14 protein-coding genes are annotated in these 12,417 nt (G+C 69.3%); 5 read left to right on the forward strand and 9 right to left on the reverse strand.

Going from position 1 to position 12,417, the window contains the following annotated elements; all coding sequences use genetic code 11:
* Positions 1-63: 63 nt before the first annotated feature.
* The 6 genes from PI246_RS01745 to PI246_RS01770 form a co-directional block, all read right to left on the reverse strand.
* Positions 64-1,482 carry a sensor histidine kinase gene (locus tag PI246_RS01745; protein WP_320549564.1) on the reverse strand — a complete coding sequence of 473 codons (1,419 nt, stop codon included), beginning with the start codon at positions 1,480-1,482 and terminating at the stop codon, positions 64-66.
* Positions 1,475-2,149, reverse strand: coding sequence for a response regulator transcription factor (locus tag PI246_RS01750; RefSeq protein WP_320549565.1), 675 nt, complete (start codon positions 2,147-2,149; stop codon positions 1,475-1,477). Before PI246_RS01750 ends, PI246_RS01745 begins: the two co-directional genes overlap by 8 nt.
* 108 nt (positions 2,150-2,257) lie before the next feature.
* Complete coding sequence (locus tag PI246_RS01755) at positions 2,258-2,923, reverse strand: HAD-IA family hydrolase (protein ID WP_320549566.1); 666 nt, start codon at positions 2,921-2,923, stop codon at positions 2,258-2,260.
* Between the two features lie 73 nt (positions 2,924-2,996).
* Complete coding sequence (locus PI246_RS01760) at positions 2,997-4,715, reverse strand: M56 family metallopeptidase (protein ID WP_320549567.1); 1,719 nt, start codon at positions 4,713-4,715, stop codon at positions 2,997-2,999.
* A gap of 1 nt (position 4,716) precedes the next feature.
* Positions 4,717-5,103, reverse strand: a complete 387-nt coding sequence (locus tag PI246_RS01765) for a BlaI/MecI/CopY family transcriptional regulator (RefSeq protein ID WP_320549568.1) — start codon at positions 5,101-5,103, stop codon at positions 4,717-4,719.
* A gap of 399 nt (positions 5,104-5,502) precedes the next feature.
* The gene (locus tag PI246_RS01770) at positions 5,503-5,904 is read right to left on the reverse strand and encodes an HU family DNA-binding protein (RefSeq protein ID WP_320549569.1); all 402 of its coding nucleotides are present in this window, start codon (positions 5,902-5,904) and stop codon (positions 5,503-5,505) included.
* 223 nt (positions 5,905-6,127) lie between these two features.
* Between PI246_RS01770 and moaA the strand changes: the two genes are divergently transcribed.
* Genes moaA through PI246_RS01795 form a run of 5 tightly spaced genes read left to right on the forward strand, consistent with a single transcriptional unit; the run spans position 6,128 to position 10,023 of the window.
* The gene (gene moaA / locus PI246_RS01775; protein ID WP_320549570.1) at positions 6,128-7,141 is read left to right on the forward strand and encodes a GTP 3',8-cyclase MoaA; all 1,014 of its coding nucleotides are present in this window, start codon (positions 6,128-6,130) and stop codon (positions 7,139-7,141) included.
* Between the two features lie 8 nt (positions 7,142-7,149).
* Positions 7,150-7,398, forward strand: a complete 249-nt coding sequence (locus PI246_RS01780) for a MoaD/ThiS family protein (RefSeq protein ID WP_320549571.1) — start codon at positions 7,150-7,152, stop codon at positions 7,396-7,398.
* 2 nt (positions 7,399-7,400) lie between these two features.
* The gene (locus tag PI246_RS01785; RefSeq protein WP_320549572.1) at positions 7,401-7,892 is read left to right on the forward strand and encodes a molybdenum cofactor biosynthesis protein MoaE; all 492 of its coding nucleotides are present in this window, start codon (positions 7,401-7,403) and stop codon (positions 7,890-7,892) included.
* A complete protein-coding gene (gene moaCB, locus PI246_RS01790) occupies positions 7,889-8,827 on the forward strand; it encodes a bifunctional molybdenum cofactor biosynthesis protein MoaC/MoaB (protein WP_320549573.1) in 939 nt (312 codons plus the stop codon). Before PI246_RS01785 ends, moaCB begins: the two co-directional genes overlap by 4 nt.
* 2 nt (positions 8,828-8,829) lie before the next feature.
* On the forward strand, positions 8,830-10,023 hold the full coding sequence (locus tag PI246_RS01795; protein WP_320549574.1) for a molybdopterin molybdotransferase MoeA: 1,194 nt from the start codon (positions 8,830-8,832) through the stop codon (positions 10,021-10,023).
* A gap of 54 nt (positions 10,024-10,077) precedes the next feature.
* On the opposite strand, the gene PI246_RS01800 is transcribed toward PI246_RS01795, so the two are convergent.
* The 3 genes from PI246_RS01800 to lpxB form a co-directional block, all read right to left on the reverse strand.
* Positions 10,078-10,443 (reverse strand): hypothetical protein, encoded by a 366-nt coding sequence (locus tag PI246_RS01800; RefSeq protein WP_320549575.1) that lies wholly within the window; start codon positions 10,441-10,443, stop codon positions 10,078-10,080.
* Between the two features lie 86 nt (positions 10,444-10,529).
* On the reverse strand, positions 10,530-11,180 hold the full coding sequence (gene rnhB, locus PI246_RS01805) for a ribonuclease HII (RefSeq protein WP_320549576.1): 651 nt from the start codon (positions 11,178-11,180) through the stop codon (positions 10,530-10,532).
* A 9-nt stretch (positions 11,181-11,189) separates the two neighbouring features.
* Entirely contained in the window at positions 11,190-12,407 is a 1,218-nt protein-coding gene (gene lpxB / locus PI246_RS01810) for a lipid-A-disaccharide synthase (protein ID WP_320549577.1), read from the reverse strand.
* Positions 12,408-12,417: the final 10 nt, after the last annotated feature.

A 12,417-nucleotide genomic window follows, 5' to 3' on the forward strand; every position in this document is an offset into this window, starting at 1 on the left:
TGCTCAGGTATCCAGATGATACCTATGCTGCCACGGAGCGGTTTCACCTGGCTTTCCGGCGCCTCAGGCGGCCGGGAGCGACAGCAGGGCGGGGAAGCGGATCTCCACGCGCAGGCCGCCGGCCTCGCCCCGGGTGAATTCCACCCGGGCGGCGTGCCGCTCGGCGATGCTCTCGACGATGGCCAGCCCCAGGCCGGTGCCGTCCTCGTCGCCGCCGGGCACCCGAAAGAAGCGCTCGCCGAGTTGGGCGAGGAAGGCATCGGGCACGCCGGGGCCGTCGTCCTCCACGGCGAGCACAATGTCGGCCACCGCGTCTTCCACCGACACCGTCACGCTGTGCCCGCGGCCGGCGTAATGGAAAGCGTTGTCGACGAGGTTGTCGATGACCTCCTGCACCTGCAGGGCGTCGCCGCGCACGAACACGGGGCGATCCAGGCCTTCGTAGCCGAGATCGACGTTGAGCGCGAGCGCCTGGTGCACGCGCATGCTCACGGCTTCGGGCACGATCTGGCTCAGGTCGATCACCGCCATGCCGTCGTGGTCGGGCAGGTCGGGCGACTGGGTGCGGGTGAGCGCGAGCAACTGCGCCGAGGTGCGCGCCGCGCGGGCGGCGAGGCGATGCACGTGGTCGAGGGCTTGCGCCCGTTGGGCTTCGTCGGTGGTTGCGGCGTAGCGCTCGACGTGCAGTTGGATGCCGGCCAGCGGCGTGCGCAGCTGGTGCGCGGCGTCGGCGATGAAGCGCTCCTGCAAGCCGAGCATGTTGCGCATGCGCGCGAAGAGGTCGTCGATGGTGCGGGTGAGCGGCAGAATCTCCACCGGCACGTCTTCCTCGCCGATCGGGCCGAGGTCGTGCTCGCGGCGGCCCAGGCGGGCGGTGAGCGGCTCGAGCACGCGCAGGCCATGACTCACGCCGAACCACGTCAGCAGCAGCACGGCACCGATCAGCAGCGCCTGCATGGGCAGGGTGAGGAAGAGGATCTCACGCGCGCGCAGGTGCCGGTCGCGGAGGTTTTCGGCCACCGTGATGGTCAGGGTGTCGCCCGCTTCGTTGCGGTTGGGGATGCGCATCACCGCAGCGCGCAGCGCGCGATGCCCGAGCATGGTGTCGTAGAAGCGCGGTGTGACTTCCAGCGGAACGGGAAACCCGGGCCCTTCCAGTTTCGCGTTGCCGATCATGCGGCCGTGATGCTCGCTGACCACGGCGTAATAGTCGCGCCCGTCGGGATCGTATTCGAGCAGGAACCGCGCCTGTTCGGTCAGTTCGCCACTCATCGCGTCGTTGCTGATCAGCTCGGAGAGCGTGAGCGCCTGGTCGGAGAGATCGGTGTCGTGGACGCGGTTGGAATACGCCAGCGCGACGAAATAGCCGATCACCGCATCGAGCAGCAGCACGCCCAGCACGGGGACGAGCAGAAACGTGAGCAGGCGGCGGCGGAGGCTTGGGCGCGGCGGCCGCTTCGCCGCGATGCGCCGATCATGCATCCGGTGTTTCTTCGAGGAGATAGCCCAGGCCACGGATGGTACGCACGCTGGTGCCCGAGCCCTGGAGCTTCTTGCGCAGGCGGTGCAGGGCGATGTCCAGGCCGTTGTCGGTGAGGTCTTCGTCCCAGTTGCATAGCGCCTCGACGAGCTGCGCGCGGCTGGTGACCTTGTCCGCGCGGGTGGCGAGGGCTTCGATCAGGCCGAATTCGCGCGCGGTGAGGTCCAGCGGCGTGTCGCCGATCCATGCGCGATGGCCGGGAATGTCGAGACGGAGCCGGGCGATGCGGAATTCCGGCGTGCCGTGGGTGGTGCGGCGACGGGCGAGGGCGCGCACGCGGGCCTCGAACTCGGCCAGGGCGAAGGGCTTCACCAGGTAGTCGTCGGCACCGAGGTCGAGCACGCGTACGCGTTCCTTCAGACCTTCGCGCGCGGTGATCACCAGCACGGGCAGGCTGGAGCCGCGCTTTCGCGCCCGGGCCAGCACGTCGCTGCCGTCGAGCGAGGGCAGGCCCAGGTCGAGCACGAGCAGGTCGTAGTCGTGGCCGCGCAGGGCGGCGTCGGCGTTGAGGCCGTCATTGACGTGATCGACGGCGTGACCGCCCTGCTCGAGGGAGGCCCGCACGGCGGCGGCGATGGAGGCGTCGTCTTCGGCGAGGAGAATGCGCATGGGCGAAGCATACGCCGAGCGGACCGTGCCGCGCATGCTGTCGTGTAAGGCTTTTTCGGTGGCCTTCACGCACCGTTGAACGGCGATGCGTAAAGGCCTGCCACCGGGTCAGACCACACGCAGGCGAACCTTGCCCTCGTGGATGCCGTCGAAACGCAGCACGGTCAGGTCGGGAATCCATGCGACGCCCTGGGGAATCTCTTCAGGATGGTCGCCCGCGATGGCGATCACCCAGGCCCCGGCGGCCTGGCCGGCCTCGATGCCCGCGCGGGCGTCTTCGAAGACGACGCAGTCGGCGGGATCGGCCTGCAGGCGCGACGCGCCCAACAGGTAGCCTTCCGGGTCGGGTTTGCCGAGGGTCACGATCTCGCCGGTGACCATCCGCGGCGGCAGGGCGATGCCCGCCGCGCCCAATCGCGCCGTCGCCAGCACGGTGTCGGCGGACGTCACGATGGTCCACGCCGACGGTGGCAGCGCCGCGAGGAGTTCGTGCGCCCCGGGAATCGGCACGATGCCGTCCACGTCGTTCACTTCTTCGGCGTACAGCGCCTCGTACTCGGCCTGCACGTCGAGCCCGGCGGGCGTGAATTCCTTCACCGAGTCGTACATGCGCACGCCGTGCAGGCGGGGTAGCACGGCGTGCCAGTCCAGACCGTGCGCGTCGCACCAGCGTTTCCAGATCTTCTCGACCACCACGCGGGAGTCGATGAGGGTGCCGTCCATGTCGAACAGCAGCGCGGCCGCTTCGATCAGCGTGCCCGGTTCAAGTCGCATGTTGCCTCCAGGGGAAGGGGGACGTTCGCGCGTATCGCGAAAACGCCCACCTTACCCGAGCGGGCGCGACCCGTCAGCGATCCGCTTTCGCGACACCGTTGCGCACCGCTTCGGCGATCAGCGAGTCGAGTGCCTGGTTGGCCTGGTCGTTGGCGTCTTTCTGGCGACGCGCCATGTCGACGTCGAGTCGTCCCTGTTCGGCCTGGGCGCGGCCGAGCGTGGCGATCTGGTCGGCGAGCATGGCCTGTTCGCGTCCGATCGCGGCATGGCCTTCGGCGTATTCGGCGCGCGTGCGCGGGTCCGGGCCCGGCCGGACTTCGTGCGCCACGAGGTCGGCCTGGCGCTGCGATAGCTTCGCCATCCGTTCGTTGAGCGCGGCCTGCTCGGCGGCCACCCTGGCGCCGCGTTCGGCACGTTCGCGGGCCGCTTCCGCCGGCTGCGATGCCTTGGCGTAGATCGCATCGATGCGCTTGAGGTAGGCGGGATCGTCGACCACCCAGGCCTTCTCGCCATCGCGGTACCACGCGACGGGTGTGTTCCCGTGCCGTGCGGCGTCGGCGCGCCGGAAGTCGTCCTTATCGCCGCTCATCACCGTGACGTCGCCGCCGTAGTAGATGAAGGCCTTCGGCGGTCGCGTGTCGCTCGTCACGCGTACCACCTGCATGCCCCTGGCTGGGCCGACCGGCGGTGCAGGCGGTGCGGGCGGTGCTGGCGGTGCGGACGGCAGCACGCCATCGGCGGGCGGCGCAGGCGGCGCGGGAGCGGCCGGCGGACGCGGCGCGATGACGACCGGCGCCGAGGCCGGCGCCGCGTCCCGCGCGGTGACGACGCGCCAGGGAAGTGCCGCGGCCACCACGACCACGGCGATGAGGGCGAGGGTGAAGGCGCGCGGGGGCGTCTCGTGCATGCGACCGAGCATGGTGAGTCTCCTCTTCAGGGTAAGGAACGTGGGGGACGCGCCGGGCAGCGCGTGATGGGGCTGCGGTGACACGCCGAGCCGGAGCAGCAGGCGGCCGTAGGTCTGCGCCGCTTGTCCGCCATGCGAGACGACGAGTGCGTCGCAGGCGGCTTCGCGGCACAGGGCGTATTCGCGCGCGGCCAGGTGGGCGAGCGGGTGGAAGAAGAACAGGCTGCGGGCGATCGCCGGCAGCCAGCCGAGCCACAGGTCGCCGCGGCGCACGTGGGCCAGTTCGTGCATGAGGGCCATGTCCCGTTCGCGCTCGTCGAGTCCATCGTCCAGCGGCAACAGGATGGTCGGGTGCCACGCGCCGACGACTTGCGGCGACGTGACGTCGGCGGACACCGCGAGCCTCGGTGAGCGGCGCAGGCCCAGCTCACGGGCACGTCGCGCGCACAGGGCTTCGACACGCGCGTCGTCGTGCGGCATCGCACGTCGCAGCATGCCGGGCAGGTGGCGGGCGCGCCACGCCGCGACGACGAGCTGCACGAGCACCGCGGCGGCCCACAGCACCAGCACCAGCGTGGTCCACGGGAGCCCGTCGGACGGCGGCATCGTCGCGGCCGCCGAAGGCAGGTCGATGTGCCGGGCGTCGATGACGATCGTGGTCGACGCGTGGGCACGTGGTGCGGGAAGCAGGGGCAGTTCGAGCAGCGAGGGGCAGGCGATGCCGACCACCATCTGTGCGCTCAGCAACCACCACAGCGTGGCGCGCATCCCGGCGGACAACGACGGCAGCATGCGACAGATCAGCAGCGCCAGGCCACCGAGCACCACGGCCTGGGCGGATGCGTGGGCCAGCCGCGAAAGCACCAGATCGGCGAAGGTTGGCATGTCAGCGCCCCTTGCGCCGCGATTGCAGCGTGTCGACCAGGGCTTCGAGTTCGGCCAGCTCCGCGTCGCTCACCTGGCCGCGTTCGGCCATCCATGCGACGAAGGGCGAGACCGAGCCCTGCAGGGTCTTCTCGACGAAACGCCCGATGGCGCCCGTCATCACCTGCTCGCTGCCGTTAGTGGCGCTGTAGCGATAGGCGCCCTCCGCCTTGCGCCGGGAGAGATACCCCTTCGCGCGCAGCCGTTCCATCATCGTCAGCACGGTGGAGCGGGCCAGCCCGCGCGGCTCGCCGTAACCGGTGAAAACGTCGCCCACCGAACGTTTCGGCGTGGCCTGGATGTACTGCAACAAGGCGAGTTCCTGGTCGCCGATGGTCTTGCCGCTCATGCGATGCTCCTGACTACATTTGTAGGCAGGATGCGCTTGGCTACAGGTGTAGTCAAGGGGTGGGAGTGGGATGGGGGTGGGGAAGTGGGGGCGCACGCTCGCGAGGGAGGGGGCACGTGGCGCGGCGATCTCCCGCATCGCCGCGCCACCTCCCGCTTCCCGCTCCAGAAGACGTTTTTCACGGAAGTCTGGGGGCCATCCCGGCGATCAACCTCCTGGCCGGGTGGATGGGTCGATCCCGCGAGTCGTGGTGCTCTTGGGGGCCTGGTAGCGCCAGAGCGCGTTGCACCTAGCAGGGCCTGTATCCGCTCAGCCTCCGCCCCCACTTCCGCGATGAACCAAAAAAAAGCCCCCACCTCGCGGTGGGGGCCTTTCACGTGCACTGCGCGGATCGGTCGATCAGGCGGCGGCGTCCTTGAGCTTCTTGAGCGGACGGACCTTGACCTTCACCGAGGCGGGCTTGGCGGCGAACCAGCGCTCTTCACCGGTGAACGGATCCTTGCCCTTGCGCTTCGGCTTGGCGGCCACGGCGACGGAGGTGATCTTCAGCAGGCCGGGCAGCGTGAACGTGCCGGCGCCCTTCTTGTGAACCGACGCGGAGATCGCGCCTTCGAGCGAGGCCATCACGGCCTTGACGCTCTTGCTGTCGACGCCGCTCTGCTCGACGATGTGCGCAACCAGCGACGACTTCGACAGCGGATCCTTGATCGGCTTGAGGGCGGCCGGGGCCTTGGCGGTCTTTGCAGCCTTGGCGGGCGCCTTGGCAGCTTTCTTCGCCGCCGTTTTGGTGGTCTTGGCCATGGTTATCCTTGTCACGTGATTCGAATGGTGCGGCCATTGGCGGCCGGTGCCCAGCGGGCGACTCACTCTAGCGTTGCTTTGGTCCGCTGAAAATAGGGTCCGCGAAGATTTTTTCCGTTTTGGGCCCTTTTTTTTCGGGGTTTGTCTGACGCGTTGCGGAAAAAGTCAGCCTCGCGCGTCCGTCGCGGGCGTATGATGATCCCTCGACGCGAACTCTGGCACGATGTGTACTGTTCCGCGGCTCGCCCCCAAGGCCACGATGCTCCCACTCACCGACAGTCACGGCCGTACCAAGCGCAAGCTGCGGATATCGCTTACCGATCGCTGCAATTTCCGCTGCACGTACTGCATGCCCGAACAGCCGGACTGGCTGCCGCGGGCCAGCCTGCTCTCGCGCGATGAGGTCGTGCGCCTGGCCGGTCTGTTCGTGGCCCACGGCATTGAGCAGATCCGGCTCACCGGCGGCGAGCCCCTGCTGCGCCGCGATCTGCGCGAGTGCGTCCTCGCCCTGGATGGGCTGCGTGCGCAGGGCCTGCGCCGTCTGTCGATGACTACCAACGCGTCACGCATCGCGCCGCGAGCGGGCGACCTGGTCGCCGCGGGCATCGATGACTTCAACGTGAGCCTGGATGCCGTCGAACCGGCGCTATTCCGGCGGATGACCGGCCGCGAGATCGCACCCGTGCTCGACGGCATCGACGCGCTCGTCGCCGCTGGCGCGAAGGTCAAGCTCAACGCCGTGGTGCTGCGCGGCGACAACGACGGCGACGTCGTGGCATTGCTTGAATGGGCGATGCGACGGGGCCTGCCGTTGCGCTTTATCGAGTACATGCCGCTGGACGCCCCGGGCCAGTGGCGCCGGGATGCGGTGGTGTCCGAAGCGGACATGATCCAGGCGATCCGGCAACGTGGGCACACTGTCGAGCGCCAGGCCCGGGGCAACGATCCGGCCACGCCCTGGCGTGTCGACGACGACTACGACCTGGGCATCATTTCCACGGTATCCCAACCGTTCTGCAGCACCTGCGATCGCCTGCGGCTCACCGCCACGGGCGAACTTTTTACCTGTCTGTTTTCCCCCGTGGGTACGCCGTTGGGCGCGCGCATGCGAAGCGGCGACGACGACGAGGCGCTGGCCGCGATCGTGCGGCGCGCCGTGTGGCTGAAAGACGCCGGCTATGCCGTGCGCCCCGGCCCCGTCGAACGCGCCACCACGATGCACTCGATGGGGGGATGAGCCCGACCATGACCACGATCGTTTTCGAATTCTATGCCAGCCTCGAACGGCTGGCCGGCACCCGCGAATTCCCACTCGACGTCGGCGACGCGCACACCGTGGGCGATGCGTTGCTTGCGCTTGACGCCGCCCGGCCCGACCTGGCCGAACGGCTCGCCCGTTGCGCCTGTGCCGCGGGCGACGCCATCGTGCGTCGGCACGATCCGTTGCCGGCGGATGGCCGCATCGCCCTGCTGCCGCCAGTGGCGGGAGGCTGACCATGGAGCGTGCCGTGCTGTCCCATCATCCCGTCGCCATCGATCCGCTGCTTGAACTGGATGCCCATCCCGAGTGCGGGGGGCTGGCGCTTTTCGTCGGCACCGTGCGCGATCACCACGAGGGTCGGAGCGTGATTCGCCTTCGCTACACCGCGCACGAAGCGCTTGCCGCGAAAACCATCCGCGACGTGGAAGACGCCACCCGTCGGCGGTTCGGCGTGCCCTACGTGCGCATCGTGCATCGCCTGGGCGACCTGGTGATCGGCGACGTGGCGATCGCCTGCGTGGTGCGCGCACCGCATCGCGCCGAGGCGTTCGACGCCTGCCGTTACGCAGTGGACGCGGTCAAGCATGGCGCCCCGATCTGGAAAGAAGAATTCTACGCCGACGGCAGCAGCGCCTTCGTCGAAGGTTGCTGCATCCGCGACGACTTCGACACCGACGCGCCGTCGGTGCCGCACTCTCACTCTCACGCGCACACGAGTCACGGATGAAAGACGTCGGCCTTAAACCGGATTCCCTGCGCGTGGCCCGGGCCAGCGCGACGCTGCACGCACCGGCCCATTGCATCGAGTTGCTGCGCAGCGGCGAAACGGAGAAGGGCGACGCGCTGAAGACCGCGCGCGTCGCCGGCATCCTCGCCGCCAAGCGCACCGACGAGCTGATTCCGCTGTGCCATCCGCTACCGATCCATCGTGCGGAGGTTTCGTATGACCTCGCCCAGACCTCCGTGCGCGTGACGGCCGAGGTGCAGACCATCGGTCCCACCGGCGTGGAGATGGAAGCGCTCACCGCGGCCAGCCTCGCGGCGCTTACCCTATATGACATGCTCAAGCCTTATTGCGAGCCCGATGACATGCACATCGGCGACTGCCGGCTCGAACGCAAGACGGGCGGAAAGTCGCACTATCGGCGCCACCTGTCGCAGCCGCGCGCGGCGGCCGTCGTGGTGCTCTCCGATACGGTCGCGTCCGGCGCGGCACAGGATACGGCCGGGGCTTTCGTTCGCGACGCCCTCGTCGAGGCCGGTTTCGATCCGGTCGACTACCGGGTACTGGCGGACGATGCGGACGCGCTGCGTGACGCGATCGGTCAGCTGTCGGCGTCTGGCGTCGCCCTGATCGTCACGGTAGGGGGCACGGGCCTGGGCCCGCGCGACATCACCGTCGATACCGTATCGCCCCTGCTCGATGTTGAGATTCCCGGGATCATGGAAGCCGCGCGCGCGTTCGGACAGCGGCGCATGCCGTTCGCGATGTTATCGCGGGGCGTCGCCGGTTACGTGGGCGATGCGTTGCTGGCGACCTTCCCCGGCAGCCGCGGCGGGGCGTCCGAATCACTCGCGGCCACGTTGCCCGGCATCGTCCACCTGCTCGAAACCGCGAGGCGGGGCGGACGCCACGCCGGCGGCTACGGCGGAGACGCCTGACGATGGCCTTGCTCGCGCTCGAGGAGGCGCTGGCGCGGTATGCGGCGTCGCTGCGGCCGCTGCCGACGCAGCGCGTGCCCGTGGAGATGGCGTTGGGTGCCGTGTTGGCGTCGGCGCCCGTCGCGCGCGTCTCGTTGCCGCGGTTCACCCAGAGCGCGATGGACGGCTATGCCTTGCGCGCCGCGGATGGCACGCAGGCGCGGCACCTGGTCGGCACATCGGCGGCCGGATCGCCCACCGATGTCGTGGTCGGCCCGGGGCAGGCGATACGGATTCTCACCGGCGCCGTACTGCCCGACGGCGCGGACGCCGTGGCCCGCCAGGAGATCGTCGACCGGGACGGCGACACGCTCGTGTTGCGCGAGTCGGTGCGCGTGGGCGCGGCGATTCGCCACGAAGGCGAAGAACTGGCCGAGGGCGCCGTGCTCGCCGAGGCGGGCCAACGCGTGACGTCGGGCCTGGTCGCCTTGTTCGCCATGGCGGGCGTGCATGAGGTGGATGTTCACCGGCGGCCTCGCGTCGCCGTGCTGATCACCGGCGATGAGGTGCTGCGTGCGGGCCAGCCGCTCGGTCCGGGCCAGGTCTATGACGCCAACGGTCCCCTCGTGCGCGCGTGGATGGTGGAGCACGGCTACGGTGAGCCGGTCGTCGCCTATGTCCACGACGACGAAAGCGCGCTGGAAGAAGCCCTGAGCGCCGCGCTGGACAGCGCCGACCTGGTCATCACCAGCGGTGGCGTGTCGGTGGGCGATCGCGACTACGTGCCGCTCGTGGCGGATCGTCTCGGCGTGCGCCGGGTGTTCTGGAAGGTGGCCCAGAAGCCAGGCAAGCCCCTCTGGTATGGCCTGCGCCACGACGGCAAGGCGCTGCTGGGCATGCCGGGCAATCCCGGTGCGGTGCTGGTGTGCCTGGCGATCCATGCGCGGGCCATACTCGGCCATCTGGGCGGCGAAACGGCGCCCCAGCCGGCGTGGCGCCAGGGAACACTGCAAGCGAGCATTGATGCCGACGCCGAACGCGATCGGTTGGTGCGGATGCGGCTGGATCTGAGCGATGGCATCGCGCGTCTGTGGGCCCTGCCCCGGCAGGAGTCGCACATGTTGAGCAATCTCGCGGCGGCGCACGTGCTGGCGTGGTTGCCGTCGCGGACGACCGTGTTCGCCGAGGGCGAGCGCATCGCCTGGATACCCCTCTAAACGCGTTCGCAAGCGAGGGCCGGCCGTGCGCTGGCCCTCGCCGAAGGCGGCGTGTTACCAGGCTTTCACGTCCGACACGACCACGGTGTAGTCCTGCATGTCGGGCGAGTAGCGGAACAGACGACCGAGGTCGAAATCAACGCTCTTGCCCGGCTCGATGTTCGACGTGCCGGCGGGCCAGCCCTGCTTGCTGGCGATGACCTTGCCCGAGGCGTCCTTCGCATCGATGCGGATCTGCGCGGCGGCGGCTTCGGTGCACTTGTTGACCAGATTGCCCTTCATGCTGAAGCGCGGCTGGCCGGCACCCTGCTGGAGCTTCACGGCGAAGCCGTCGATGGAGAAGTCCTTGGCCGAGCAGGCGGCGTGGGCCGAGATCGGGGCTGCGATCAGCAGCGCGGCGACGATGGCGATCTTGTTCATGGGGAAGTCCCTGTAGTGATGAATAAACCGGCGCCGGATGAAGGCGTTGCCGGTCTTATCGGCGGGAACTTCCGGAGCTTTAGGGCTTAAGCGACGACCGCGTCGAAAAGGTCGGCCACCGGCGTGACGGCCGGTTCGAACCAGCGCTTGACCGGGGCGAAGCTGCGGCGGTGCACGTCGCACGGCCCCAGCCGCGCCAGGGCGTCGAGGTGCTCGGGCACGCCGTAGCCCTTGTGCCGGGCGAAGCCATAGCCCGGGTGCACCGCGTCGAGGGCATGCATATGCCGATCGCGGCTGACCTTGGCCAGGATCGACGCGGCGCTGATCGCGGGTTCACTGGCGTCGCCGCCGATGACCGCACGTGCCTCGCAGGGCAGGGTGCGCGGCAACCGGTTGCCGTCGATCAGGGCCATCTGGGGCGCGAGCGCGAGGCCCATGAGCGAGCGCGTCATGCCCACCATGGTGGCCTGGAAGATATTGATGCGGTCGATTTCCTCGCGCTCGACGAAGATCACCGACCAGGCCAGCGCGCGCTCGACGATGCGGCCGTAGAGCTTCTCGCGGGTGGTTTCGTCCAGTTGCTTGGAATCGTTGAGCCCACGGATCGGGCGCGCCGGATCGAGGATGACGGCGGCGACGACCACCGGACCGGCGAGCGGTCCGCGACCGGCTTCGTCCACGCCGGCGACGATAAGGTCGCGGGCGAGCTGGCGGGTAACGTTGGACTTGCGAGGCATGGCGTGAGGCTAGTGCGCGTCGGTGGCCGCAGGCAACCCGCGATCGGCCAGCATCCCGGCGATCGCGTCCGCGGCATGGTCCGCGGCCCGGCCGTCGAGCCCTCCACGCAGTTGCTGGTGCAGGTATTCGAAAGCGGCCACCATCGCACCCCGCCGCTCGCTGTCGGCCAGCAGGTCGAGCGTGGCGCCGGCGAGGCGTTCGGCCGTGCAGTCGTCCTGCATGAATTCGGGCACCAGGCGTTGCTGGCCCAACCCGCAGGCGCGGGCGAGGATGTTGGGCAGGCTGTAGACGTCGGTCTTCAGCATGCGTAACGCCTTGGCGATGCGATAGCTCGTGGGCGACACGCGGTAACCGACGACCATCGGGCGCTTGGCGAGCATGGCCTCCAGCGTGGCGGTGCCGGAGGCCAGGAGTACGGCATCCGCGGCGAGCATGGCCTCGTGGGCCCGTCCGTCGACGAGTTGGGGCGGCGTGCCCGGGAAGCCGGCGAGCAGCTCGTTCAGCCGGGCGTGCACGCGTTCGTTGGCCGAAGGCACCACGATGCGTACATCGGGTCGCTCGGTAGCGATGCGCCGCGCGGCGTCGATGAAGATGGCTCCCACGCGTTCGATCTCGCTGGGCCGGCTGCCGGGCAGGACGGCGAGCACCGGGGTGGCGTGGGGCAGGCCGAGGGCATCGCGTGCCGCCGCGCGGTCCGACACCATGGGAAAGCGATCCGCCAGTGGGTGGCCGACGAACCGCGCGTCGACCCCGTGCCGGGCGTAGATGGGCGGTTCCATCGGAAACAGGCAGAGCACGCGGTCCGCCGAATGACCGATCTTCTCCGCGCGCTTCTCGCGCCAGGCCCACACGGAGGGGCTGACGTAGTGCACGGTGGCGAGGCCCGCCTGCTTGAGCCGACGCTCGACGCCGAGGTTGAAGTCGGGCGCGTCGATGCCCACGACCACGTCCGGTCGTTCGGCCAGCAGGCGTCCGACGAGCGTCTTGCGCAGGCGCAGCAGGCGGGGGAGGTGCCGCACGACTTCGGCGAAGCCCATGACCGAAAGCTCGCGGATGTCGTGCCACGACTCGAAGCCGCGGGTGAGCATGCGCGCACCGCCGATGCCCGCGAAGCGGGCGCCGGGATAGCGCCGTCGCAGCGCGTCGATGAGGTCGGCGCCGAGCTGGTCACCGGAGTCTTCGCCGGCGACCAGCGCGATGAAGGGAGCGGAACGGGGCTGTGCCATGCCGTACCCG

The sequence above is a fragment of the Luteibacter sahnii genome, from assembly GCF_034063545.1.
GTDB lineage: Bacteria > Pseudomonadota > Gammaproteobacteria > Xanthomonadales > Rhodanobacteraceae > Luteibacter > Luteibacter sahnii.